A 25,484-nucleotide genomic window follows, 5' to 3' on the forward strand; every position below is an offset into this window, starting at 1 on the left:
TTCTCTTCTGATATCTAATTATCAATTGATGGAAGAAAACATGATGTGTGATCGCAAATGGGATGAATATTTCTCTTTATATTTTTAATGATGTAATTAAATTTCATATAATGTTTGACTTGTGAAATTTAATATCATATACTGGGTGAAATTATGGCAGGATGACGTGTTCATCGGGTCTTGCAGGAGGTTGGAAGTGGATGGATACAGGCAGCTATCCGATGTGGGAGAAGTATCGTTTGAAGCAGGAGCATCTGGTCATCGGACTAATGTCAGGAACGTCACTTGATGGAACTGACGCGGCACTGGTGCGTATTCAAACCGATATGAGCGGGGCATTACAGCAGATAGAGCTGGTTGATTTCGTCTGTGTGCCGTATTCGAATGGATTGAGAGACGTACTGATCCGGTTATGTTCACCGGGGACGGCGCGTGTCGACGAGCTGACAGCCGCGCACTTTGGTGTATCGGAGTGGTATGCGCATAGCGTTACGGAACTGATGCAGTCTGCCGGTATCTCAACGCAGCAGGTGGAAATGATTAGCATGCATGGACAGACGGTATGGCATGCTCCTGTAGCATCTGCATTTCCAGGGCCAACGGGAGCAAGTATTGATGTGGTATCGACATTGCAGATCGGTGAATGTGCTGTCGTTCGAGAACGGACAGGACTTCCAGTGATTGGCAACCTGCGGGCAAGGGATATGGCCGCTGGTGGGGAAGGTGCCCCGCTTACGCCTTATGCGGATGCTCTGATGTTCCGTAGCCCGACGGAAGGACGGCTGGTGCAGAATATCGGTGGCATTGGCAATGTGACGGTGCTTCCCTCCGAGTCTTCTACCGAAGGTATTTCGGCATTTGATACGGGACCAGGGAATATGGTGATGGACGCCATTGTGCGGCAGGCAACGGATGGGCGGCAGCATTATGATCCGAATGGAAGTATTGCCGCACAGGGAAAGGTCGATCAGGGTCTGGTAGACCTGTGTTTGGAGGATGAGTATTTCAAAAGACTTCCACCGAAAAGTACCGGGCGAGAAGTATATGGAGCCGCGTATGCAGTGAGACTGATGGAGATGGCCGCAAAGCGTTCCTTATCTCTTGAAGATACGCTGGCTACTGCCACCTGTCTGACCGTGGAAACCATCGTGCGTGCAGTGAAGGATTTTATCCTGCCCAAGGTGAAAATATCGGCCATGCTCGCGTGCGGTGGTGGCACTTCCAATGCCACGTTAATGGAGATGATCCGTCAGAGACTACCGAAGGATATCCGTTTGGAACGAACGGCAGATTATGGTATACCCGATGATGCTCGGGAAGCCATTGGATTTGCTTTACTTGGCCATGAGGCACTTATGGGAAGAACCAATACACTCCCGGCAGTAACCGGCGCGAAACACGCCGTAATCTCGGGCAATCTCACACTTTAGTGAGACCTGAATTTAATATGAGTTCAGTTATGGAAGGGCGAGGAATTCGATTAGACGCGAGTGGAATTATAAGATAAAATGCTTGTACATGAATGCAGTACGGAAAGGAGGAGCGAATGGAAGGCATGAAAGGTGGACTTGTGCGTTTACGCGCATTAATGGATGACTTGACCCCGTCCGAACGGAAGATCGGAGCTTATATTCTCGATCACCCACAAGAAACTGTTCAATCCTCGGTGGCCCAGTTGTCTGAACGGAGTGGAGGCAGCCCAGCTGCCATTATCCGTCTCTGTAAATCACTGGGTGTAACGGGTTTTCAGGAGCTGAAGCTGAAGATTGCCGGAGATTTGCAGACGAGTGAGCCATATCAATATACGGAGATTCGTCCCCAGGACTCCATGGAGAGCATTATTCAGCATGTGTCCGCAAACAATATTCAGTCGGTGAAGGATACGGTTCATATTCTGGACCCACGTCTGGTAGAAAAAGCCGTGGACGTGCTTCATCAGGCAAACCGAATCTTTTTCTATGGAGTAGGGGCCTCCAACCTGATTGCGCTGGATGCACATTACAAGTTCATGCGAATCAATCGCACAAGCTTTTCGTTCGCCGATCCGCATATGCAGATTTCGTCCGCAACGACGCTTCGTGAGGATGATGCGGTGGTATGTATCTCGTATTCAGGGGAGACTTCGAACGTAATCTCCTGTCTCAAGCATGCTCATGATGGTGGTGCAGCGACAATCAGCATTACCAAGTGGGGCAGCAATACACTCAGTAGTATGGCGGATGTACCTCTGATGATTACTTCTACCGAAAGTGATATTCGGAGCGGAGCAACTTCGTCACGGATTGCACAGCTGAACGTGATCGATATTTTGTATCTGGCGATTGCCAGTCGGGATTACAACCAGTCGGTGGAATATTTGGAGAAGAGCCGACAGGCTATTCTGGAGCACAAGTGAAGTAAAACCATATGAATCCCTTTCTGTTTATGCAGGAGGGGATTTTTTGACGGATTATATCCGCTTTTAGAATAAAAAAATAAAAAAAAGAGCCCGGACTAATGTCGGGCTCCTCTCTTTCAACCTCTAATAATACCCCCTGTACGGCTCAGGAAGGCCCCGCAATGGCGCTACGGACAAAACCGTCAGCCAGATCAAGCCTGTGCTGAGCTTCTGTTACGTCCACGCCTGCCATCAGCATGACGATTGCCGTTTTTACATGACCGTCTGCACCGGTAAAAGCCTCTTCAATATCCGCTTCATTCGCTCCGGTTGCCAGATGTATCATGCGTTTGGCCCGATGGACAAGCTTTTCGTTCGAAGGGTTCAGATCAACCATGAAATTACGGTAAACCTTGCCCAGACGAATCATGGCGGTAGTGGTGAGCATGTTCAGAATCATTTTCTGGGCGCTGCCTGCCTTCATACGTGTTGAACCCATGACAACCTCTGGGCCGACAACAGCCTCAATGCTCACATCAGCCAACAGGGTCATCGGCGTGCCTGCATTATTGCTCAGGCTGATCACCGTAGCCCCGATCTCCTTGGCGTGCCTCATCGCACCCAGCACATACGGCGTTCGTCCACTGGCTGCAATGCCAACCACAACATCGTTTTTGTCTAAGCCATGTTCATCAAGGTCGGCAGCTCCCAACTCCTCATTATCTTCAGCACCTTCAACCGGGTCCTTCACTGCCCGGAATCCCCCTGCAATAATACCCTGCACCATGGATGGCGGGGTTCCGTAGGTAGGCGGGCATTCCGAAGCGTCAAGTATTCCTAATCGTCCACTGGTACCTGCGCCTACATAAAAAAGCCTGCCGCCAGACTGAAATGCCTCCAAGATCCGATCCGCAGCTTGAGCAATGACCGGAATGAGGGGCTGAATGAGCTCCGCAATCCGTTGATCTTCCTTATTAATGAGCTCCATAATTTCTGCCGAAGGCAATTCATCTATATGATCCGTTAGTGGATTGGGTTGTTCTGTTAGTAGTGAATTCAGCATGTGATTCATCCGTATGGCCTCCTTCTCTCTTTTAAAATGATTCATTCAGGGAACGGCGTTGTCTTGCCAGTTGTGCTGCGCCAACCGCTGGAGCGGGGGCATCTTCACGATATACAAAGTCCAACTCTCCATAATATTCAGATAACTTGTGAATAAATGTATTTCGGAAAAGTACAGCGTATCGAAACAGTGATCCGGACAGGACAACCGGAGTGGATGCAAATTCGGGATGACGGGCAACCAGCGCCTTGGCGGTATCCGCCAATTGTGAGGCTTCGTCGATGATCAGTGCCCGGGCGACCTCATCTCCGAGTTCAGCTGCTCCTATAGCTAAGCGGGCGATGGATGCGGTCTCGGTTTTGCCCCAATCCGTCTGATACACTCGCGTCTTTAACTCCGATATATCCCGAAGGTTCAGATTCTTTAGAAGAAGCGGGGTTAAACAGGTTGGAGGAAGAACACCGTCATAACTCTGCATAACCACTTGGAGTGCACGTTGCCCAATACGATAGCCGCTCCCCTCATCTCCGAGCAGATGACCCCAGCCTCCTGCACGGTATCGCTCGCCTTCCCGCGTAAATCCGTACACGATGGACCCTGTTCCAGAGATGCATAATACACCGTGCGTATGTCCGAGAGAGGCCATCAGAGCAATCTCTCCTTCGGATACAACCCAGACTGGACAACCTTCTGATGCCTGTTGATTACGACTCTTCATATAGTTATTTACTGCTTTGGCTACAAGTTGCCGTTCTTGGATCGTATCTACACCTGACATACCAAGGCATATACCCTCACAATTTGTCGATAAATCACTTATTAGATTAAATAGCTGTTCCAGCACTCGTTGCAGTTCGGAAATGGCCTGTTCAGTGGATACGCTGTGAGGATTCGTGGGACCGCCGCTGAGTCGGGCGAGAATTTCACCAGATTCAGAAATGATTGCTGCATCAGTATTGGTACCGCCTCCATCTATGCCTACATATACTCGCAAAGTGGCTCACCTCGCTTGCTTGGGTTTTCTTTTTACATAGTATAGTTGCATGAAAAGAAAAAGTAAAATTAAATTTTATAATAAAAAATAATGTTGAATTTTTATTTTACAACTCATATAATGAATTCAATCTACAATTTTGGAAGGAATTAATACTGTTAATGTCAATTAAGTTGACGTTAATATTGCATTTAAGAGATTTAGCCTGCGACTGGCAGGCCCAATCTACAGGGGAGGTGCTTTTCCTTACTGCCGCGTGTATAGGTGGATTGCGTTTGAAGGCCGAACGATCACAAAGGGGTAGCATGGTTAGGCAATGAAAGAATCGGATGATGACATGCAAAGGAGATGAAGGGATGAAAAAGAAGGGTCTGGTATGGGCAATGTTGTTGATGATGGTCTGGGTTACAGCCTGTGGGAATAGCGGAGGTGCTGCTTCGGATGACCCGAATGCCGATGATACGGTAACGGTATGGACCTATCCTGTACATGGCACATATGAAGATGAACTGAAGGATCTAATCTCTGATTTCAATAAAGAACACCCGAACATTACCGTGAAGACGGAAATTCTTTCCTGGGCGGAAGGGCCCAAAAAATTCGATGTCGCTCTGAACGCAGGTAACCCGCCGGATCTTTATTTTCATAGCGTAGACGGCACATATGTGAATACGGGATTGGCACTTGAGCTGGACAGCTACCTGACACCTGAGATCAAGGACGACTACCTGCCAGGTACGCTGGATTTAGGCCAGATTCAGGGGAAACAGTATGGACTGCCTTTGTATCAATTCCAATGGGCTTGGGGTGGCAACAAACGCATTCTGGAGGAAGCAGGCATTGATTGGAAGTCCATTCAACAAAATGGCTGGACCTGGTCCGAATTCAACGATGCTGCTGCCAAGCTGACCAAAACGCTGGATGGCGGGGCCAAGCAATATGCACTGGTTACCGATGGAACCTCGCTTGACTTCATTGAAATGCTGTCTCGTAACAACGGGATGATCGATGTTCTTGATAAAGACGGCACGTTCCAATGGAATGATGGTCGCATTCTGGATACCCTCTCTTTTATCAAAAACCTGATGGATCAAGGGTATATGCCGAAGGAAACGGCGGCTCTCGCTCCAGCGAAACGGACGGATATGTTCTACGCGGGGGAAACGGCGATCATCTCTAAAGCGATTCCTTATTATGATGTGATGATTCAGAACCGCAACAAGGACATCGATGATGGCAAGGTGCAGGGAGAGAAGATTGATTTTGTCCTGTTGCCTGTACCACATAATGATGATCAACCTGCGGCCACAACGATGGGCGGCGAAGGGTATGTAGCCTTCAAACAGAAAAAGGACAAGGGCGAACAGCATGCTAAAAATACGTTCCTGGTGATGGAGGCGCTTAGTGGTGCCAAAGCAGGGAACTCGGCCAATGAACTGGCGCTTCCATTCGTAAGACAGTCCCAGGTGGATCTGTTTAAAGGAAAAGAGCTTGGTCAACCGGATAATCTGGCTGCTGCAAAAGTCATGGCAGAAAATATCGCCATGCCGGTTGTACTTGAACTGGATATCGACAAAGCATCTCAGCAAAAACAATTCAAGGAACAGGTTGTGAAGCCTAATATTCAGGCGCTGTTCTCGGGTGAAAAATCACCGGAGCAGATCGCAGAAGACTTCAAGAGCAGAGGCCAGCAGATGTTTGGACAATAACTCGGACAATCAAACATAACGTAAAACCACACTGATTAGGAGAGGAGGATTCGCTATGCAGACCGCCCTTGCGCCAAAATCGTCAGTGCCCCGGACTTCCCGGGTTGCCCGGTTTTGGCGAGACTACGGGTGGGCGTATTTGTTTATTTTGGCGCCTGTCCTGCTGTTTCTCATTTTCACACTGTATCCCGTTCTGACGGCTCTTGTGATGAGCTTCCAGAAATACAATATTATGAACTCGACGTGGGTTGGATTGGATAACTACGAGCGTTTGGTGAAGGATGAGACATTCTGGAAGTCGATTAAAAATACAGTCATCTTCACCGTAGGCACAGTCCCGGTCAATATTCTCATTACATTTGTACTGTCCTATTTCATCTATCAAATGAAAAGCAAATGGCAGACATTTTTCAAAGCTACCATGTATCTGCCTGCGGTAGCCTCCGGGGTGACCATCTCCATTGTATGGCTGGCGATCTTTGACCCGACGGATTCAGGACTGCTTAACCGTTTCCTCGGTCTGTTCGGCCTGGATCCGGTGATCTGGCTGGGCCAGTCGGGAACGGCACTCTTTTCCCTCATTCTGATGAACTGGCTTGGATCGCACGGAGCGGGCATTATTCTGTATCTGGCAGCCATGGGTGGTATTCCGAAATCGCTGTACGAAGCGGCGGATATTGATCATGCCAGCGGCTGGACCCAGTTCAGCAAGATTACATGGCCGCTGCTCAAACCAACGACGCTGTATCTGCTCGTCACGGGTGTCATTACATCCTTCCAGGTGTTTATCTCGGTATATCTGATGACACAGGGTGGACCAAACTTTGCGACAACTACAATCGCTTATCTGATCTATGAGACGGCATTCAAGTTCTATGAATTTGGATTGGCTTCGGCCCAGTCGTTTGTATTGGCGATTATCATCATTGTCATCTCCGTCATTCAGTTCAAATATTTCTCCAGCGATATTGAGTATTAGAGGTAGTTCAAAACACGAACTATTAGAGCACGTTGCATTAAGCATCCGGGGGTGAATGAAATCCATGAAATCAACACAGAAAAAGATCCTGCTCGTTGTTGCATCCATTCTGCTGGTGGTCTGGGCGCTGGTGACGGTCATTCCGATGTATTGGATGCTCGTTGGTTCGGTGCAAGATAGTGCAATGTCGGCTTCGTTTAAACCACAGATGATTCCGGAGCAGTTATCGTTATCACCATATGAGCGCTTTTTTGCCAAAACTGATGCCTGGCGCTGGCTGTACAATTCGCTGCTTATCTCGATCATTCTGACCGTAACAAATGTATTCTTCGCCTCCCTGGCGGGATATGCGTTTGCCAAACTGAAGTTTCCGGGTAGTCAGGCGGTATTCTGGACTTTGCTTGGGACCATGATGATCCCGGCACAGGTGACGCTGATTCCTTTGTACATTCTGATGGTCAACGTGTTTGATCTAGGGGATACGTATACGGCCATTATTCTGCCTGCTGCCGTTAGCGTAGGGAACATATTCCTAATGAAACAGTTCATGTCCACGCTGCCCACATCGCTGATTCATGCGGCACGTATCGATGCATGCAGTGAGTTCGGCATCTTCTGGAAAGTCATTCTGCCGATGGCAAAGCCGGGAATCGCGGTGCTGGCCATATTCACGTTTGTGGCTTCGTGGAATGAATTCTTCTGGCCGTTCCTCATTACCAATTCCAACGAGATGCGTACCATTCAGGTGGGGTTGGCCTCGTTTGTATTTGCCGAATCAACGGACTTTGGCGCGATGATGGCAGGGGCAACAATAGGTGCGCTGCCAATGATCATTCTGTTTTTCTCACTGCAACGTTATTTCCTGCAGGGCATTACGATCGGTGCAGTTAAAGGTTAATTCCAATATATGTTCAACTAAACATTTACACTATAACGGAGAGGACAGAAATAACCTGAAGAAGCGAAAGCGTTCGCCTAAAAGCTTTCTGAAAGAAAGCTACATCGGAAGCTTAAGCTATCACCGGATTTCCCCTTTTATAAAGGAATCAAAGAAATCTGGGGATAACAGCGATCGGAAGGTTGTTCTGTCATCGGAGTGCCAGTGTAAGGATTCGTTAGTTGAACTTATATAGTTCAGGACAAGCGACAACGTAAAGGGGGATCTACCTATGGCACGCGTGGAGTTTCGCCAAGTGCGCAAAGAATTCAAAGACGATCATAAAGGAACGTTCACGGCTGTGGCCGGCTCGGACTTTGTTATAGAAGATAAGGAATTCGTAGTGTTTGTGGGTCCTTCGGGCTGTGGCAAGACAACGTCACTGCGGATGATTGCCGGACTTGAAAAGCAAACAAGCGGTGATATTGTGATCGGTGACCGGCTAGTTAACGATCTGCATCCGAAGGATCGCGATATCGCGATGGTGTTTCAGGATTATGCACTCTATCCGCATATGACCATCCGCGAGAATCTTTCCTTTGGCCTGAAAAACCTGAAAAAGCCAAAGTCCTACATTGATGAACAGGTGCAGAATGCGGCCTCCATTCTGGGACTAGAAGCGATGCTGGAGCGCAAACCACGCGAGCTGTCTGGTGGTCAGCGCCAGCGTGTTGCGGTGGGACGGGCGATCGTCCGTGATCCGCAGGTGTTTTTATTCGATGAACCACTGTCCAATCTGGATGCCAAGTTGCGGGTACAGATGCGGGTGGAGTTGGGTGAGCTGCATAAACGTCTCGGTGCCACGATTGTGTACGTGACGCATGATCAGGTAGAAGCCATGACACTTGGGGAACGCATCGTGGTCATGAATCATGGAGATATTCAGCAGGTGGCTTCACCGAAAGAATTGTATGCGAGTCCGCGGAATATGTTTGTTGCCGGATTTATCGGTTCCCCGGCGATGAACTTCATCGATGCCCGGATTGAAGGCACGCAGGTTGTCGTGGACGGTGCATCATTCACCTTGCCAGAAGATGTACTCGCTCGTCTTCAGAGTCATCAAGGCAAGCCGGTGATTATGGGTCTGCGTCCAGAGCATATTTTTGGTGATGATGTCGCTCCGAATATCCCGACAGACCATATGCTGCAGGCACGAGTTCAGGTTGTAGAACATCTGGGCTCCGAGAATTTGGTATATTTCCATTCCGGTGCCCGTACTGTTACGGCCAAGGTTCACCCGGAAACACATGCTTATGTAGGTATGGACAAAAATTTTGTGCTGGACCTGCGTAAGGCGCACTTTTTCGATCCAGAGACGGAGCTTGCGATAGGACGTGAGTAAGAGACGATGCCTGGTGAAGAAGGAACGGTGAGAAAGGGGAGAATAAAAATGCGTAAGCTGAGTGAAGTATTGATTAAGTCGGGCGCGGAAATCTATCGGGATATTATTTCGGTGGCCTTGTACAGTGTCGTTAGTTCCATCGTATTGGTTCCCATTCTGATGTTTGCTCCGCTGCCGATCGCTATACTGCTTCTGGCTTTGATGTATATGCCCATCCTGTTCGGTGTTTGTTATGCCGTACATCACAGATTGGAACGTAAGGAACGGCGCAATGGACTTAAGGATATCTGGGTCGGAACATTGAAGGGAATAATCCCGGGAGGCTCGGTGGGTGTGCTTTTCGCAGTGCTTGGCTTCATTCTATGGTCAACTTGGTGGTATTACGGTGGACAGGGTGGAATTACAGGTACAGCAGTGGGTGTATTCCAGACGTTCTTTGTTCTCATGGCGCTGATGTCACAGTTCTATACCTGGCAGCTTTTTTTACAAAAAAACATGGGCATCGTTCAGGCGATGGGGGAAAGTGTAAAGCTGTTCTTCCGTCACCCTGGGTACACGATGGGCGCTTGTTTTCAGGCCATGTGCCTGACGGCTCTGCTGATGCTGACTGTCGTTGGTTTCGGAGCGCTGTTTGGAGGTATGTTTGCCATCTATCAGCATAAGGTTGCTCTTAATGTGTTGGAGCCTGAAGAAGAGCCTGTCGTAACAGGTGGTAATGATCACCAGCATACAGGCTGGGTCAGCCAGGGGAATGTGTGATGGGTCAGTTGAATGGGACCGAGCAGATCCCGGCTGTAAAAGCGGGAGTTGATCTTCTGTCCAGAGGGTTATCGCATCCATGGATAACGGGTAATCGAATCGGTCTAATTACAAACCCGACTGGTATTACAGCGGATTTTGTATCGACAATAGATGTGTGCGCCGGACTGGCTAATACCGAGCTTACAGCGCTCTATGCCTGTGAGCACGGACTGTCTGGAGAGCTTCAGGCGGGTGTCAGATTCGGAGACATGTTTCATCCACGTCTGGACATTCCGGTGTTCAGCCTGTATGGAGATTACAAGAAACCTACACCTGCAATGCTGGCTGGAGTGGATACGGTGCTGTTCGACATTCAGGATGTGGGCATCCGTTATTACACGTATGCCTCAACCTTGTTCCATATGATGGATGCCTGTGCTGGAGCAGGCAAACGTATACTGATTCTGGACCGTCCCAATCCGCTCGGTGGAAACGTTGTGGAAGGCGGTGTGTTGAACGCGGGGTATGAATCACTCGTTGGCGCTTGGCGTGTACCTGTACGTACCGGATTGACGGTAGGTGAACTCGCACTGATGGTCAACAGCGAGATGGATGTACCTTGCGAATTGGACGTGGTTGCCATGGAAGGATGGCAGCGCTCCATGGAGTTTGCGGATTGTGGTCTTCCCTGGATGTTACCCTCTCCCAATATGCCCACGCTGGACAGTGTGCGGGTATATGCGGGTACGTGCCTGTTCGAAGGCACTAATGTATCGGAGGGAAGGGGCACAACCCGCCCATTCGAGTGGATAGGGGCACCCTGGGTTGACGGTGAACGTTTGGCGGAACGATTTCGGGAATACAAGCTGGAAGGTGTGCATGTGCATCCAGTTTACATGTCGCCAACATTCTCCAAACATGCAGGTGAGCTGTGTGGTGGTGTAAGGATTTTTGTAACGGACAGCCGGAAATTTCGGGCGGTAGAGACAGGGTTAGTGCTTTTGCATGAACTGGTGTCACTCTATCCGGAGCAATTCTGCTGGCTGGAGCCGCCAGAGCCAGGTTCAAGGTACTTTATCGACCTGCTGGCAGGGGGGAAGGAAGTCAGGGAAACGATTCATGACCGCGCGGAATTCGTTCGTTTAATGGATGCGTGGAATGTACAGGCAGCGGAATGGAAGGAGCGGCGAAAGCCGTTTTTGTTATATCAATGAATGGATGTTTGCTATCGAAGGGAGGCATGAAATGAGTGGGCCAAAAGAGTTATACCAGTCGAAGCTGAAACAGATGACCTTGCGTGAGAAAATCGGGCAAATGCTTCTTTGCGGCTTTCATGGCACTGAAGCTGCTGGCGATGTGGAATCCTTTCTCCGAATGTATCCAATCGGTGGCGTAATCTATTTTGCTCGCAACGTTGAGTCGCCAGAGCAGGTAGAGCGGTTATCGTCAGGGTTACAGCAGATTGCCAAAAGCAGCGGTAATGTGCCGCTCTGGATATCCATTGATCAGGAGGGCGGCATGGTTGCACGAATTACCGAAGGAATCGCCTTGATGCCTGGACCAATGGCCATTGCCGCTGCCGGTTCCATTGACGATGCATATCAGGCGGCATATATCAGTGGGTTGGAGCTGAAGGCCATGGGCATTAACATGAACTTTGCTCCGGTATTGGATGTGAACAATAACGCGGCCAATCCGGTCATCGGAGTGCGATCATTCGGCGAATCTCCACAATCGGTTGCAGAATATGGGGCCAGAACCATTGCGGGAATACAGGACGCTGGAATTGCAGCGACAGCCAAGCACTTCCCGGGGCATGGGGATACGGATACCGATTCCCATCTGGACCTCCCGATCATCACTCATGATCGTGAACGGGTAGAGCGCCTGGAGTTGATTCCATTCCGAGCCGCTATCGCCGAAGGTGTCGATGCCATGATGTCGGCGCATATTTATTTCCCTGCGCTGGAGCCAGAGCGTCTGCCCATAACGCTATCACAAACCGTATTAAGCGGTCTGCTTCGCCAGGAACTGGGTTATGAGGGCATGATCGTGACAGATTGCATGGAGATGGATGCTATTGCCGTTAACTATGGCACTGTCGATGCAGCCGTAATGGCGGTAGAGGCCGGGGCAGATCTGGTGTTAATTAGCCATACGGCTAAGCTTCAGGCAGAGGCATTTGAAGCATTGTTAGCAGCTGTGAGGAGCGGGCGGATTAGCGAGAGACGTATTGATGAGTCGGTGAATCGCTTGCTGATGTACAAGGCGAAGCGTGGTTTACTGGAGAGTGGAATGGGCGGTGCAGGTGATGAGGAAGTGTATGGCGTAGTATCGAATGCATCATTGCCAAAGGCATCAAACGCTCCTGCTCTATCCAGTTGGTCGGAGCGCAACAATTCTTTACACCAAGAGGTTGCCCGCCGTATTAGCGAGAACAGTATCACACTGGTGCGCGATCAGCTGAATATGCTGCCTTTGAAGCCGGAACGCACGCTGGTCATAACGGTTGCCACGTCCGTGACGACAATTGCCGACGAACAGTTGACTCAGACGTTCACCTTGGGTTTAGCCTTATCCATTTATGGTCTGGATGTTGTCGATCTGACGGTCACGCCCGAGGAAGTTGCCATTCGTTCCGCCCGTCTGCTTCAGGCAGCGGAAGCAGATGACATTCGGCAGATTGTGGTGGGAACCTACAATGCGGGAAGTCCCTCCGGCGATCCACAGTGCAGGCTGATTGGTTGGATACAGCAATTGGGCAAACCGCTGGCTGTTGTGGCATTGCGAAGCCCCTATGATCTGCTGGCGCTCCCGGATGCCGAGGTCTATGTAGCGGCTTACGAGAGCCGGCCACTTGCCATGGATAGCGTCGCTCAGGCGCTGATGGGGCGCATTCCTTTTGCGGGGAAACTTCCTGTAACATTAAAGCAAACAGATGATGAAGAGCGGATGTCTCCTAGGCATTAATAAGAATATGAGTAAATCTACCTTTTGCAGGATGAAGAAGAGATGGATTGTGGGTTGAGCGAAACGGAAGTGTGAGTCGTTAAAATGAGAACATATACAACACAAAGAGACGATCCTTTAAAGGACCGTCTCTTTGCTCATTATAAGCTATTAATTATAGATTATTGCAATTGCAGTGCTTTGGCTGTCTGTGCCTCAACTTCATCCAAAAGTGAAGTCATGTCCATACCTGCGTGGTTGCCAAGCAGGATAATGGTGATATCATCGGACAGATTACGTGAAAAGGCTGTGGCAAACCCGCCACCACTACCGTTGTGGAAGACGGTACGGTTTGCGCCATTCTCTTTGAGAATCCAGGCGTAGCCATAGTTTTTATCAGAATAAGGCTCATACATCTGTTCAATCGTATCCTGGCTTAGAATCTTGTCCGTATACAGCGCACGATCCCATTTCAGCATATCGTCCACCGTGGAATAGATGGTTCCTGATCCGGATTGAGACACATAGTAAGGCGCAGTTACCCATGCGTTATCTTCTTGAACAAAACCACTAATCGTGTGCACTTTACGGGAGGCCTCTCCCGAATTCTTCATACCAAGTGGTTTCAGTATCGTTTGTTGCACGTAGTCGGCATAACTCATGCCAGAGACCTGTTCAACGACGTATGCAAGTAAAACATACCCGCTGTTGCTGTACAGATAGGCACTTCCTGGTTCAAACTTCAGCGTTTTGTGGCGAATCTCCTCTACAGTCTCTTCCATAGAAGTTCCTTCACCCCGACCAAATGCAGATGGCAGACCTGAAGTCTGGGATAACAGCATATGCAGCGTGATCTGATCTCCCTTTGGTATACCAGAGATATACTTGGAGATTGGATCTTGCACTTTAATCTTACCATCCTCCACGAGACTCAGAATGGACGCGGCCGTGAAGGATTTGCTCAGCGATGCGATTCGGGTCTTTTGATCCGGTCGATTCAGCGTCTGTTCATCGGCAAGTCCGTAGCCTTGCTTTAGAAGTACTTCACCATCGCGGGCGATCAGAGCCATACCTGGATAGTTGATCTCGCGCAGATATGTATCCACGCTGGCAACCTCGCTGTTCAGCAGGCTGACTTGATCAGTGACCATACTTACACTCATCTGCCCCGTGGCTGTGCGTTGGACCTTGATGTCTGCCTTGATTGCATTAGCCATGGCCCGGACAGGTACCATCAACGTACCGTTAACGGTACGTGAATTCACACCTGTAGCCAGATCGACCTGGTTTACCCTAATGGAGTTGCTGCCAGCCTGAAGGATCAGCTTGTCTCTGCCAACGGTAATGGTAGCCGTCTTGGTGCGATTATCCCATTTCAACGTGCCTTTAACCGATGTGACCACATCCCGCAGTGGAACAAACGTTGAACCTTTGATGATAAGTGGTGCGTTCTTCCAGGATTGTTGCTCACCATTCACTTCAATGTGAACTGCTTGCGTCGCCTGCGCCACGGATGCCGTAATACCAGCTTGTCCCAGAATCGGGCCTGCACACAGGATGAGCGCTAACAGAATGCGGAACATGGATGAATATACAGTGGAAACATGTTGCCTTTCATTTGCCTTGCGTAAGATTTGAATCCTCTCCTTCCAATCGTTTCATGAATAGCCAGCTTATGAGCATTGTAAACGATCTCGCGTAGAGGGTCAAAACGATTAAGCGGATATAATCCATATCATCTGATCAGATCATTTAAATTAAATTTGTACTAATTTAGTATCTATACATAATATTTTTACAGCAATTGTCCGATAAAAGGATGGGTGGAGATTATGATGGGGGATAGTTTAATGAAGAAAAGGATTCGAAATTGGTTTACTTTAACCGTAAAAAAACGCCTGATTGCTGCATTGCTCCTGTTCCTGATAGTACCGAGCATTACCGTGGGATGGTTGTCTTATCAAAAAGCTGCTGACCAGGTTAAAATGGAGATTATTCGTTCCGCACAGGCCAAAACAGAAATGCTTAGTCTGCAGATAAATCAAATGCTGGATATGGAGAAGGATAACGCAGCGCAGATGGCTGCGGGTATTACTTCAAACGATATTATTAATAAATCCCCTGCACTGCAAAGGCAGATGGATCGGATGTCTCAGAATCATAAGGAACTGGGTGTACTCACCGCAGGTGCGGAAGATGGCAGCTGGATGAAATCTCCTGATCCCGGGGAACAGATCTATGATCCACGTGAACGTTCATGGTATACGATGGGCATGTCCCAGGACGAACCTGTAATCTCGGATACGTTCCAGTCGGTCACGACAGGTGAATGGGTTGTAACGGCAGCTGCCAAGCTGGCTGATGGCAAAGGGGTATTCGGGGCCAATGTCAGTCTCAATCATCTGAAAGAATCCGTTGATCAGATACGTATTGGTAAAGAAGGAAAACTGTACATGCTGGATAACGGGGGTAAATTCCTGTTCCACTACAATATTGAATCCGGTACACAGTCGGATGAAAGCTACATTAATGAGATGTATACGAAGGAAAGTGGAACGGTGAAGTATACATATGATGGTCACGAAGTGGAAGCTGTGTATTTCACCAATCCGGTGACAGGTTGGAAAATTGTTGGCGAGATGGTTCCTTCCGAAGCAAGTGAAGCCGTAATGCCTATTTTGATCCGTGCAATTACAATTGTGGCATCTGCATTGGTTATCGGGTTGATTCTGCTTATATTCATTATCCGCAGTATTCACCGGCCATTGCTGCAATTAACGCAGGCAGCATCCAAAGTAAGCGCCGGGGATCTCACCGTTCGGGTTGGTTTGCAGCGCAAGGATGAGTTCGGACAGCTTGGAGATAGCTTTGATACGATGACGACTTCCCTGCGTAGTGTGCTTGGAGAGGTGCATGATACGTCCAGCCAGTTGGCAGCATCTTCTGAAGAGCTAATGGCAAGTTCGGAACAGACATCCAAAGCCACAGAACAAGTGGCTGAACTGATGCAGGATGCAGCTGCGGGAACGACTTTGCAGAACAATAGTCTTGCTGCTACAGGTCAACTCGTGGGCGAAATGTCCATTGGAGTCAAAGAGATCTCATCAAGTGCTGAAGATACCGCTCGTATCGCTCTGGATGCATCCACTAAGTCGGAAGCAGGTATGGTTACAGTAGAAGAAGCGGTTACCCATATTCAGCAGGTGAATGATGAGAGCAAAGCCATGTCTGTGGTCATTGAGGATCTGCGCGCGAAAAATGAAGAGATTCTTGTGATTGTGGCCGAGATTACGGCCATTGCCAAGCAGACGAACATTCTTGCATTGAATGCATCCATTGAAGCTTCAAGAGCTGGCGAGCAAGGGCGCGGATTCGCGGTTGTAGCCAACGAAGTGAAGACACTGGCTCACAGTTCAGGCGCTTCAGCCGAGCGGATTAATGAGCTTATGCATGAGATGCAGGAGAAAACCAATGCGGTGCAATCCACTTTTGCCCGTACGGGAGAAGGTATGGTGAAGAGTTCGCAGATGGTTACAGAAGCAGGCGAAGCATTCAATAACATTCGTACTGCGGTACAGTTGGTGGCTGCACAAGCTGGAGAAGTATCCACGGCTTCCCGTCAAATTGATGGGGGCATGAGTCATATCAACAAGGCAGTAAGTGATACAATGGTTCTGTCGGACAGAATTGCCTCTGGAACGGAAGATGGATCAGCGGCGGCTCAAGAGCAGTTGGCTACAATGGAAGAGGTTGCAGCTTCTTCGGCAGCATTGTCACGTATGGCTGAAGATCTGCAAAGCATGATTGAACGGTTTAAGTTGTAACAGGGATTGAAATGAGACTGCAGGGTTGCGACCCTGCGGTCTTTTTTCTGTTGAACAAGGGGCATCCGTTATGTCTTTAAACACAGCATTCTTTTCCGTTATATTGACATATAACAAACAAAAATATATTATATCTATAAATAAACAAACATAATTATAAAATATTTGATTAATATACGGTTGGAATGACCATACAATGATAAAAAGGAGCTTTTACATGAAATCATCGGAATCCTGGTTGCAAACAACTTCATTGGAAGAGATCAAGCGTGGTTATATGGAGGAGGGTCCCGCCTATATATGTGTCTGCTGCGGATACAGGACGGAATCGGGGATTATCTATCCTGAAGAAGGAGTGCTCTATGAGGCAGCCCGTTATATGCGAGTGCATATTGAGAAGGTTCATGGATCGGTATTTGAATATTTGCTGGAGCTGGATAAAAGCGTAACCGGATTGTCTGATGTCCAGCGGGGCTTGTTGTCACAATTCTATGAAGGCAAGAAGGATGCTGAAGTACAGAAGACCCTTGGCATCGGGAGTGCTTCCACGATCCGGAATCATCGGTTTGTATTAAAGGAGAAGGAACGGCAGGCCAAGATATTTCTGGCATTAATGGAGCTTCTCAAGAGTAAAGATACCCAAGCCCCGGCTGAATGGGTGTCGCCGGTGACAAGACATGGGCATACGATCCATCCGAACTCATTTGATATTACAGAACAGGATCGGGAGAAGGTGTTAAACAAGTATTTTCCAGAGGGTACTGGCGGTCGGCTGACGACATTTCATATGCAGCAAAAGCATAAATATATTGTGCTCATCGAAATTGCCAAACGATTCGAGACAGAGCGCAAATATTCCGAGAAACAGGTCAATGAGCTTCTGAAGGAAGTTCATGATGATTACGTGGAAATACGGAGGTATCTCGTCGACTATGGTTTGCTGGAACGTGAGCCAGACGGCAGTCAGTATTGGTTGGGAAGCCACACAGATCAACAGAGCGCCAAAGTTGGAAAACAGGAGCGCAAAGAAAAGGGGGAGCAGGAGAAGATGAATCGTCGCAAAGAATTGCAGGAACAGGCCAAAGAAGTTAAAACGGAAGCGGGCGTCTACCAAATTCGGAATGAACGTAACGGTAAAGTTTATATCGACAGCACACTGAACCTGAAAACCATTAACGGACAACGGTTTATGTTACAGATGGGTAGCCATCTGAATCGAAGATTGCAGGCTGAATGGAATGAATATGGAGAGAATGCTTTTGTGATCGAGGTGCTGGAGACATTGAAACAAGATGATAACCCGTATTACGATCCCAAAGATGCACTCGCCAAATGTCTGAACCGCTGGTTTGAACAGTTAGAGCCCTACGGAGATCAAGGATATCACGGAGATAAAAAGCCATCGGTTTAACCCGTTATTCCGGACCAAACCCCTCTTATTCAAGCGAATGCATAGAATTGCTTAATTTTCTCAGGCTTCAGGGATCATCATGAGTTCGAATAATTCTATTGTGCAGTTGGGCAGCTGTAGAGGCTGTAATCGGAGGTATTGTTGTAGAAAGCATCTCGCTAGCATCCGTTGGTTTGCTTGGTGGAGCTTTGGTTGCCATTGGACTGATCCCGGCTATTATTTCATTGTCCCTGCGTCGCCGATCTGCAGCTGCGGAACGAAATGGAGCGTAAAGTACCTTCTTTCTCAGAAATGAAAATACCGCCTGAGCGTTGTTGAATAACGCTTGAGCGGTATTTTCATACTCATGGAGAACATTGCATTGCGTTTTTTTAAGTGCAGCATACCGTGATAGTTCATTCAGACGCCCCAAATACAAGTTCACCCTATGGGAAGTCAGTTGTGCACCTCGAACGAATGACTACACGGTAATGTCTCCGCACCAGCGAGTGATTCCTTCATTTATGGTTTGCATTGGATTTGGATCGGATAGAAGAATCGCCCAGGCAATATGCCCATCCGGCCGAATAAGCGCCGTGTGGACGTCGTTCCAATCCGCGTCAGCCTCAGCCAAAGAGGCATGTACAACTTGAAGGTTGTTATACGATTCCCATTGACCGCTATTCTGTTCATTAGAATGGAAATGCAGCAGAAGAAAAGTACCTTTGTGTAGTAACGGATAGGCGTTGATCAATTGCCCGTCTTTCAGCTTTAAGCTTAGATCCTTAAAACGTTTCCCATTTAAAGGATGGGGAGGTGCTTCGGCGTCTGGAGCATAATGTACATCCATTGCGGAAACTTGTGCGGCGATTTGATAATTTGCCTCCGGTATTTGAATCAGTTTAGCTAACATGCTTCGAAGTTCCGTGATAGGGGGAGTCACGTCCAGAAGCAAGGTTTGGACCTCGGTATTCCGGAGCAAGGCCGTATTCCATGGAAAGCGTTCGGCATGATAACTGTTCAATAGCCAGTCCGGAGCCCAGCCTTTGATTGCTCCTGCAAGCTTCCAGCCTAAGTTCATCGCTTCTTGTAAGCCAACGTTCATTCCCTGTCCACCAGCGGGAAAATGAATGTGCGCCGAATCTCCCGCCAAGAACAATCGACCATTCCGATATCGTCCCGCTTGCCGCGTCGCATTTCCGAAACGGGACATCCATTTCACATCGTTCAATCCCAGGTCGCTTCCGGTCGTACGGATGAGCGATGAACGAAACTCTTCCAATGTAACGGGCTCATCCTTAGAGATGTTACTTCTCTCCATATCGATCATCAAGACCCGATACATATGATCATTGATCGGCATGATGCTGACCAATCCTTTTTCTGTAATCCGGGATATGACACTCATAGGAGCCAAATCAGATAGAATGGCATCCCCCAGAATTGCCGTGAAGGTCGCATCTGTACCTTCAAATGATATATTTGCATGCTTGCGAACCAAACTTCTGGCTCCGTCTGTACCTACCACATAAGCTGATCTTAACGTTGTTTCTCCATGAGGTCCTGCGATCTTAACGTCAACCCCATCCTCATCCTGGTGTACAGATAGAGCCTCAACCTCTCTCCAGACCTCTGCGCCAAGGCTAAGCGCCCATTCCTCCAACACCTTCTCCGTCTCACTCTGCGGTAAAAATAGAGTGTGATTGGAAGAAGAATCCAAAACGTTGAAATCCAAAGGAGTTTCTAATCCGGCGAAATGTCCTCTTGAAAGTAAGCGGCCTTGACTGATTAATTGTGATTTCACTCCACGCATATCTAATATTTCAAGAGTTCGAGGATGTACGGTAAGCGCGCGTGAATAAGGGGTTGTCTCTTTTAATCGCTCAATGACGCAGACCTTTACACCGGCTAATGCCAATTCCCCAGCCAGCATCATGCCGACAGGTCCGCCACCAATCAGGATGACTTCATATTTCATATCAAAACCCTCTTTTCTTATACATTATGGGAAAATCACGATAGCGTCTATTTCGATAAGCCATTCAGGATCGGCTAGTGCTTGAACGCCTATATACGTACTTGCTGTCTTCGGCCAGTTAGGGCCAAACACATGAAATCCTGCCTCAAAAATAATCGAAATCAATTCCGGGTTGTGGTTTACAACAAAAATATTCATTTTTACAATGTACAAGGGATCCGCTCGCACGGCTTCCAATGCATACTTAAGGTTGGTGAACACTTGAATCGCTTGTGCGTAATAGTCCCCTGAACCGACCAACAATCCTGTTTCATCTACAGAAACCTGACCTGAGATGAAAGCCAATTTGGAGGCAGTAGTCACCACGACATGAGAAATTACAGATGTAACCTTATCCGTCAAGGTCTTCGGATTTACGACTTCCATAGGCAGGTATGCTCCATTTCCATATTTTATAAATTTCCTCTTGAAAAGTGGACAAGTATTTCCGTCAAACCTCCTTCATCAATTATTGTTTCGTTAGAACCTTTTTTATTGCCTGTTAAAACAAGTGTAATGAAAATTATATATAATTTTAGTTTCATACGAAACAATATAACTTTACTTGGTTTCTATTTACCATGTCAACCCCAATCCCAATATGGGTATGCCCATATGTTTCTCAGAGAACAATCTATGATATAATAAAACAAATAAGTCGAGGAGCCAGCATAATGATGGATACTGCCAGTAAAAACAAAACGGCCATTCATGAATTTTTCGTTCAGTTTCTTGAGCAAAAAGAGCAATATGAAACCCGAATAACTGCCTCATACCTGGAGGATATCCGGAAGCATATTGAATCAGAATTCAGCTTGAATATGACGGAACTGCACACCATTGCGTGCATCGGAGAGCAGGAGCCGATCAATCTCACTTCCATCGCGGAGAGAATCAATTTAAGTAAAGGAAATACCTCCAAGATCGCAAATAAATTACTAAAGGCAGGTTGGGTGCGAAAATCCCAGTTCAACGACAACAAAAAGGAAGTGTATTTTCGGCTAACGCCTATCGGCAAAAAGCTATTTGCTGCTCATGATGAGCTTCATACGAAGGAAAAGCAAAGAATGTACGAATTTTTGGAAAGATATAACGAAAGCGAGCTCGAATTTATTAAACGGCTGTTTGGAGATATGGTGGACTTCTATCGGTAACGTACCCAATAAATTGTTGTACATAGGTTAGACATCAATAACAATTGGGGATACAGTTCAAGTGGGAGGCTGCTTATAATTAATTCATCGGGCGGTCTATTAAAGTGAAGAACTGACAGAAAACAAGACATGCACAAAGTATGCAGAAAACAAAGGAACCGAGGGCAAGAATATTACACGCTTAACCTCGTCCGCAAAATGCAATATTTTAGCCAAGTATTGATCTCAAGTTGAAACACGTTGGTGAACACATCGATGATGCTCATCAGGAAGAAGAAGAGTCCTTCGCCTTCGATCCAGCCATATTTCACGTCCTATCATTACCAAAATCCCCTCTGCCAACGTGATGGCAAAGGGGATTTTGATGTTACAGACTATTTATTAAATAAGTTGGACTAATCTTCTGTACGAAAGCAGCGATTGGAAGGTTATTCTGTCATCGTAGTGTTAGTGTAAACAATCTTTAGTTCAACGACTACAGCTTGAATTGTTCAACCAGCTTCTGCAGCTTGTGAGCCAGATGGGCAAGGGAATCAGCAGAGGATGATATCTCCTGCATGGAAGCCACTTGCTCCTCCGTAGCAGCAGAGATGTTCTCCGTTCCATCGGCATTGGTTTCCGATATGGCGTGGATCTGATCAATGGATTGCACCACTTCGGCTGTACTTGCAGACATCTGTTGTGAGGCGGCTGCAATGTTCTCAAGCTGATGATTGACGACCCCAACAGCCTCACTAATCTGGGCAAAAGCTTCATCTGCAAACTGAACGGCACGAATGCCGTTGCTTACATCCTGTTGCCCGATCTGTACATTGTGATTGGCCATTGAAATCTCCTGTTGAATCGCTCCGACCATCTCTACAATCTTCTGGCCGGACAGGCTCGATTGTTCCGCCAGCTTGCGGACTTCGCTGGCAACAACGGAGAAGCCGCGTCCATGCTCACCTGCACGTGCTGCTTCAATAGAAGCATTGAGAGCAAGCAAATTGGTTTGTGTAGCGATATCTGTAATGACAGATACCATCTCACCAATGGATGTGGAATGCTGTCCAAGTCGTCCAGCAGTATCTGCCATACCTTGCACAAAGCGACTGACGGAACTCATCTCGGATACGGCCGTCTGCATGGTTGCATTCCCTTTATCCGCGAGCTCACTTGCTTGCATGGCAGCTTCGGATACTTGCTGTGTGCTGTTCGTTACCTGTCCCACACCTCCAGCAAGTTCATTCATCTGCAGTGCCGTATGTTTCAGGTTGCTTGTTTGTTTCTCAAGTCCAGCTGCGGATTCTTCCGTGATCAGGGCGACTTGCTCTGTTGCTTTGGTTGTCTCCGATGAGTTGACTGCCAATTGTGTGGATGAGGCGGTTAACTCGTCAGCTGTGTGTCGCACGTCCTGGATAACGGTTCGCAAGGATTCGCTCATCTTATTGAAGCTGGTGCTCAGCTTGCCGAATTCATCCTGTCCCAATACAGCAACCTCGATGGTCAGATTACCATTACTAATTTCGTCAGATGCCTTCACCAAGCGGTTCAGTGGTTTGGTGATTGATTGCACAATCCAGAAAATAATGATGGAGCTTACCGCAATTGCAATCGCGACAACAATAAGTGTGGTATATAGGATCGGACGGACAGAAGCCGTCACTTCCCCACTGTCAATGACACCAACCACGGTCCAGCCCGTCGTTTCATTGGTGGAGAAAAAGGCGTGTTCCTGGTTTCCATTTAGTGTATAGGTCAGACTTCCGTTTTTCTGTGCAAAAATATCTTTATAGGGTGCCATGGTTCCTTCGGTCCCCGGTTTTTCGGTAGGATGTACAATGATTTTATTGGCATTATCAATGATATAGATATAACCCTTCTCGCCAATCTTCGTGGAGTTAACCGTCTTCGAGAGGGCTTCAAGCGACAGGCTGACAGAGACGACACCATGGCCATCCGCTGAGGTCTGAGCTACTGAAGCAACAACATTGCCGGTATTGCTTGATAAGTAGGGGGTGATTACGGTAGGGACATCTTTGTTCTGCGTAGCAGCCTGATACCACGGGCGTTCGCGCGGGTCATATCCTTCTTTGTTCACCGCAGTTACAGGGGAGTTAATATACACGCCCTGATCGGTACCGATGGAGGCAAGTTCTACGTCATCATGCGTTTCCTTGTACGCGTCGAGCAAGGTACGGATGGTATCTGTTTCGTCACCCTGATTGGGTCCGACATTGCCTGCATCCAGCTGACTTGCCAGGAAATCAACATTTTTGCGTGTTGCACCAATGATCTGGTCAATAGTTTGGTTGAGCACAGTAACACTGCTGATCGCGTTCTCATACATTTTCTCTTCAACCTTGGCATCAGCTGTTTGGAACGAGATAATGCCCAGACTAATGGTTGGAATGAGCAATACAATGGCAAATGACAAAATCAGTTTCTCTCTCATCTGCATTGTTCTTTTGACCCCTTGTTTACGAATTTTTTTCATACACATTCCCCCTCTGTGTAACCCATCCCCATGTCTAGTGGACAAGCCCATCTGGTAAAAGATATTTCATTCCATCCTTTCCAGAAGTTTCTGGTGCTATCGTATGACAAATTTCGCGTTTATTCAACATAATTTATGAGTTTCGCGAAAATATTTTTCGGTTTTGTAGGTATTTAGGATTACATCTGTTCTATAAAAAGTAATCTGTCTCTCCCTTAGTGCACATCTTGTGGTATATTTCTGAATTAATGTGAAGTGAATTCTGCAAAATGTGAAATCCATAAGACATGTAACTGGTCATGTTGAATACACAAAGAAGTTGTTTTCATGAAGAGTGGACCTGGATGGATCTATATCCATATATATCGGTTTATGGGGAATGAAATTGGAGAGGGGGTGTAAGGCAGTTGGACCAAAGTACACTACAGATATCTGGACAGGAGAACATGGAAGAGGTCCAGGATCAAGCTACATTCATGCAGGGGGTCAAAGATTGTATCCCAACCCTGCTTGGTTATTTGAGTATTGGCTTTGCGGCGGGTGTTATTGAAATGACCGCGGGTCTGAGTCTGGCGGAAACGGCACTGCTCAGCCTGATTTTATATGCAGGATCGGCTCAGTTCATTGCAGCGGGCATGCTCGCATCGAATGGATCAGCAATAGCCATCATGTTCACCATATTTTTTGTGAATCTTCGCCATTTGTTGCTCAGTGCAGCTGTATCACCGTATTTTCGGCATCTGACCCCGCTTAAAAATATGTGGATTGGTTCACTGCTTACCGATGAGTCTTTCGGCGTTGCGATGACACGTGCAATTGGCAGAGAAAGGCTCAGTGAACGCTGGATGCACGGTCTGAATATTACCGCATATCTGAACTGGTTCGTGGCTAATATGGCGGGAGCGTACTTTGGACGCTGGATCACTAACCCGGAACGACTGGGTCTGGATTATGCCCTGCCAGCGATGTTTATTGGACTGGTTGTACTCCAGTTGGTGCATCGCAAAAACAAAAAAATACACATTAATGTGGCTATTATCGCCGTGGTCTGTGTAATCTTCGCCAGCATGGCTTCACTTGGCAGCATGAGTGTCATTGTGGCTGCGGTCATTGCGGCAACGATGGGAGTGTTCATGGAACGATGGAAGTAAGATGGGATGTATTCTGGATTATTATGGGTTCGGCACTGTTAACCTTTATCCCGCGTGTACTGCCACTGATGCTGTTCAGCAAGATACAGATTCCGATGTGGTTGTTACGCTGGCTGGAGTATGTACCCGTAGCGGTCATGGCAGCGCTGATTGGTCAGGAACTGTTCATGTCGGGCAACCAGTTAGTGCCGATTACGCACAATGCAGCTCTGTGGGCCTCCCTGCCTACGATTGCAGTAGCCATCTGGACACGCAGTCTGCTGGGAACCGTAATGGTCGGTATTGTGGCTATGATGATACTGCGATATTGGATCGGATAATTGCTAGGAGAGTCATATGATGGCGACCCTCAGTGATGAAAACGCTATTTTCTATTGTGAC

Annotated in this window: 21 protein-coding genes; 15 read left to right on the forward strand and 6 right to left on the reverse strand. The window is 47.7% G+C overall.

The genetic code is table 11. The features are described from left to right. The first annotated feature begins 200 nt into the window (after window positions 1-200). Together MHH25_RS01815 and MHH25_RS01820 are read left to right on the forward strand one after the other, a co-directional pair. A complete protein-coding gene (locus MHH25_RS01815; RefSeq protein WP_340018963.1) occupies window positions 201-1,430 on the forward strand; it encodes an anhydro-N-acetylmuramic acid kinase in 1,230 nt (409 codons plus the stop codon). 125 nt (window positions 1,431-1,555) lie between these two features. After that, the gene (locus MHH25_RS01820) at window positions 1,556-2,395 is read left to right on the forward strand and encodes a MurR/RpiR family transcriptional regulator (RefSeq protein WP_036616797.1); all 840 of its coding nucleotides are present in this window, start codon (window positions 1,556-1,558) and stop codon (window positions 2,393-2,395) included. Window positions 2,396-2,543: 148 nt separating this feature from the next. Here MHH25_RS01820 and murQ read toward each other — a convergent pair whose 3' ends face one another. Then, a complete protein-coding gene (gene murQ, locus MHH25_RS01825; protein WP_036673004.1) occupies window positions 2,544-3,449 on the reverse strand; it encodes an N-acetylmuramic acid 6-phosphate etherase in 906 nt (301 codons plus the stop codon). Between the two features lie 22 nt (window positions 3,450-3,471). After that, window positions 3,472-4,434, reverse strand: a complete 963-nt coding sequence (locus MHH25_RS01830) for a BadF/BadG/BcrA/BcrD ATPase family protein (RefSeq protein WP_340018964.1) — start codon at window positions 4,432-4,434, stop codon at window positions 3,472-3,474. A gap of 356 nt (window positions 4,435-4,790) precedes the next feature. Between MHH25_RS01830 and MHH25_RS01835 the strand changes: the two genes are divergently transcribed. The 7 genes from MHH25_RS01835 (at window position 4,791) to nagZ (ending at window position 13,112) form a co-directional block, all read left to right on the forward strand. Further along, entirely contained in the window at window positions 4,791-6,143 is a 1,353-nt protein-coding gene (locus MHH25_RS01835; protein ID WP_076329881.1) for an extracellular solute-binding protein, read from the forward strand. 55 nt (window positions 6,144-6,198) lie between these two features. Next, entirely contained in the window at window positions 6,199-7,122 is a 924-nt protein-coding gene (locus MHH25_RS01840; RefSeq protein WP_036616502.1) for a sugar ABC transporter permease, read from the forward strand. Between the two features lie 64 nt (window positions 7,123-7,186). After that, window positions 7,187-8,020: a carbohydrate ABC transporter permease gene (locus MHH25_RS01845; protein ID WP_017691096.1), complete on the forward strand. Its 834-nt coding sequence runs from the start codon at window positions 7,187-7,189 to the stop codon at window positions 8,018-8,020. A 271-nt stretch (window positions 8,021-8,291) separates the two neighbouring features. Beyond that, window positions 8,292-9,401 (forward strand): sn-glycerol-3-phosphate ABC transporter ATP-binding protein UgpC, encoded by a 1,110-nt coding sequence (gene ugpC, locus MHH25_RS01850; RefSeq protein ID WP_076253940.1) that lies wholly within the window; start codon window positions 8,292-8,294, stop codon window positions 9,399-9,401. A 48-nt stretch (window positions 9,402-9,449) separates the two neighbouring features. Then, on the forward strand, window positions 9,450-10,160 hold the full coding sequence (locus MHH25_RS01855) for a hypothetical protein (protein WP_340018966.1): 711 nt from the start codon (window positions 9,450-9,452) through the stop codon (window positions 10,158-10,160). Continuing rightward, window positions 10,160-11,356 (forward strand): DUF1343 domain-containing protein, encoded by a 1,197-nt coding sequence (locus MHH25_RS01860; RefSeq protein WP_340018968.1) that lies wholly within the window; start codon window positions 10,160-10,162, stop codon window positions 11,354-11,356. Before MHH25_RS01855 ends, MHH25_RS01860 begins: the two co-directional genes overlap by 1 nt. 31 nt (window positions 11,357-11,387) lie before the next feature. Next, window positions 11,388-13,112: a beta-N-acetylhexosaminidase gene (gene nagZ, locus MHH25_RS01865; protein WP_340018969.1), complete on the forward strand. Its 1,725-nt coding sequence runs from the start codon at window positions 11,388-11,390 to the stop codon at window positions 13,110-13,112. Between the two features lie 161 nt (window positions 13,113-13,273). Here nagZ and MHH25_RS01870 read toward each other — a convergent pair whose 3' ends face one another. Further along, entirely contained in the window at window positions 13,274-14,674 is a 1,401-nt protein-coding gene (locus MHH25_RS01870; protein ID WP_340018971.1) for a serine hydrolase, read from the reverse strand. A gap of 267 nt (window positions 14,675-14,941) precedes the next feature. Here MHH25_RS01870 and MHH25_RS01875 point away from each other — a divergent pair, with 267 nt between their 5' ends. From MHH25_RS01875 to MHH25_RS01885, 3 genes are all read left to right on the forward strand, one after another. Next, on the forward strand, window positions 14,942-16,915 hold the full coding sequence (locus MHH25_RS01875) for a methyl-accepting chemotaxis protein (protein WP_340018973.1): 1,974 nt from the start codon (window positions 14,942-14,944) through the stop codon (window positions 16,913-16,915). Window positions 16,916-17,132: 217 nt separating this feature from the next. Beyond that, window positions 17,133-18,326 carry a DUF2087 domain-containing protein gene (locus MHH25_RS01880; RefSeq protein ID WP_340018974.1) on the forward strand — a complete coding sequence of 398 codons (1,194 nt, stop codon included), beginning with the start codon at window positions 17,133-17,135 and terminating at the stop codon, window positions 18,324-18,326. 98 nt (window positions 18,327-18,424) lie between these two features. Then, window positions 18,425-18,598, forward strand: coding sequence for a hypothetical protein (locus tag MHH25_RS01885; protein WP_176873052.1), 174 nt, complete (start codon window positions 18,425-18,427; stop codon window positions 18,596-18,598). A gap of 188 nt (window positions 18,599-18,786) precedes the next feature. On the opposite strand, the gene MHH25_RS01890 is transcribed toward MHH25_RS01885, so the two are convergent. Continuing rightward, entirely contained in the window at window positions 18,787-20,283 is a 1,497-nt protein-coding gene (locus tag MHH25_RS01890; RefSeq protein ID WP_340018976.1) for a monooxygenase, read from the reverse strand. Window positions 20,284-20,307: 24 nt separating this feature from the next. Next, window positions 20,308-20,709, reverse strand: coding sequence for a RidA family protein (locus tag MHH25_RS01895; RefSeq protein ID WP_091038044.1), 402 nt, complete (start codon window positions 20,707-20,709; stop codon window positions 20,308-20,310). 287 nt (window positions 20,710-20,996) lie between these two features. On the opposite strand from MHH25_RS01895, the gene MHH25_RS01900 reads away from it, so the two are divergent. Next, entirely contained in the window at window positions 20,997-21,476 is a 480-nt protein-coding gene (locus tag MHH25_RS01900) for a MarR family transcriptional regulator (RefSeq protein WP_235193904.1), read from the forward strand. A 475-nt stretch (window positions 21,477-21,951) separates the two neighbouring features. Here the strand turns inward: MHH25_RS01900 and MHH25_RS01905 are convergent, their stop codons facing one another. After that, window positions 21,952-23,952 carry a methyl-accepting chemotaxis protein gene (locus MHH25_RS01905; protein WP_036673048.1) on the reverse strand — a complete coding sequence of 667 codons (2,001 nt, stop codon included), beginning with the start codon at window positions 23,950-23,952 and terminating at the stop codon, window positions 21,952-21,954. A gap of 446 nt (window positions 23,953-24,398) precedes the next feature. Here MHH25_RS01905 and MHH25_RS01910 point away from each other — a divergent pair, with 446 nt between their 5' ends. Next, complete coding sequence (locus MHH25_RS01910) at window positions 24,399-25,103, forward strand: AzlC family ABC transporter permease (protein ID WP_036673217.1); 705 nt, start codon at window positions 24,399-24,401, stop codon at window positions 25,101-25,103. Further along, window positions 25,094-25,423: an AzlD domain-containing protein gene (locus tag MHH25_RS01915; RefSeq protein WP_036616530.1), complete on the forward strand. Its 330-nt coding sequence runs from the start codon at window positions 25,094-25,096 to the stop codon at window positions 25,421-25,423. Before MHH25_RS01910 ends, MHH25_RS01915 begins: the two co-directional genes overlap by 10 nt. The last annotated feature ends 61 nt before the right edge of the window (window positions 25,424-25,484 follow it).

This window comes from Paenibacillus sp. FSL H3-0457 (assembly GCF_037981725.1).
GTDB classification, from domain to species: Bacteria; Bacillota; Bacilli; order Paenibacillales; family Paenibacillaceae; genus Paenibacillus; species Paenibacillus amylolyticus.

What these genes read in the sequence shown, in the direction of transcription:
- MHH25_RS01900 (WP_235193904.1), top strand. Translation starts at nt 20,997, where the DNA reads ATGATGGATACTGCCAGTAAAAACAAAACGGCCATTCATGAATTTTTC.
- MHH25_RS01860 (WP_340018968.1), top strand. Translation starts at nt 10,160, where the DNA reads ATGGGTCAGTTGAATGGGACCGAGCAGATCCCGGCTGTAAAAGCGGGA.
- ugpC (WP_076253940.1), top strand. Translation starts at nt 8,292, where the DNA reads ATGGCACGCGTGGAGTTTCGCCAAGTGCGCAAAGAATTCAAAGACGAT.
- MHH25_RS01895 (WP_091038044.1), bottom strand. Translation starts at nt 20,709, where the DNA reads ATGGAAGTCGTAAATCCGAAGACCTTGACGGATAAGGTTACATCTGTA.
- MHH25_RS01910 (WP_036673217.1), top strand. Translation starts at nt 24,399, where the DNA reads ATGGAAGAGGTCCAGGATCAAGCTACATTCATGCAGGGGGTCAAAGAT.
- MHH25_RS01915 (WP_036616530.1), top strand. Translation starts at nt 25,094, where the DNA reads ATGGAAGTAAGATGGGATGTATTCTGGATTATTATGGGTTCGGCACTG.
- MHH25_RS01840 (WP_036616502.1), top strand. Translation starts at nt 6,199, where the DNA reads ATGCAGACCGCCCTTGCGCCAAAATCGTCAGTGCCCCGGACTTCCCGG.
- MHH25_RS01815 (WP_340018963.1), top strand. Translation starts at nt 201, where the DNA reads ATGGATACAGGCAGCTATCCGATGTGGGAGAAGTATCGTTTGAAGCAG.
- nagZ (WP_340018969.1), top strand. Translation starts at nt 11,388, where the DNA reads ATGAGTGGGCCAAAAGAGTTATACCAGTCGAAGCTGAAACAGATGACC.
- murQ (WP_036673004.1), bottom strand. Translation starts at nt 3,449, where the DNA reads ATGAATCACATGCTGAATTCACTACTAACAGAACAACCCAATCCACTA.
- MHH25_RS01875 (WP_340018973.1), top strand. Translation starts at nt 14,942, where the DNA reads ATGAAGAAAAGGATTCGAAATTGGTTTACTTTAACCGTAAAAAAACGC.
- MHH25_RS01820 (WP_036616797.1), top strand. Translation starts at nt 1,556, where the DNA reads ATGAAAGGTGGACTTGTGCGTTTACGCGCATTAATGGATGACTTGACC.
- MHH25_RS01890 (WP_340018976.1), bottom strand. Translation starts at nt 20,283, where the DNA reads ATGAAATATGAAGTCATCCTGATTGGTGGCGGACCTGTCGGCATGATG.
- MHH25_RS01880 (WP_340018974.1), top strand. Translation starts at nt 17,133, where the DNA reads ATGAAATCATCGGAATCCTGGTTGCAAACAACTTCATTGGAAGAGATC.
- MHH25_RS01845 (WP_017691096.1), top strand. Translation starts at nt 7,187, where the DNA reads ATGAAATCAACACAGAAAAAGATCCTGCTCGTTGTTGCATCCATTCTG.
- MHH25_RS01835 (WP_076329881.1), top strand. Translation starts at nt 4,791, where the DNA reads ATGAAAAAGAAGGGTCTGGTATGGGCAATGTTGTTGATGATGGTCTGG.
- MHH25_RS01870 (WP_340018971.1), bottom strand. Translation starts at nt 14,674, where the DNA reads ATGTTCCGCATTCTGTTAGCGCTCATCCTGTGTGCAGGCCCGATTCTG.
- MHH25_RS01905 (WP_036673048.1), bottom strand. Translation starts at nt 23,952, where the DNA reads ATGAAAAAAATTCGTAAACAAGGGGTCAAAAGAACAATGCAGATGAGA.
- MHH25_RS01855 (WP_340018966.1), top strand. Translation starts at nt 9,450, where the DNA reads ATGCGTAAGCTGAGTGAAGTATTGATTAAGTCGGGCGCGGAAATCTAT.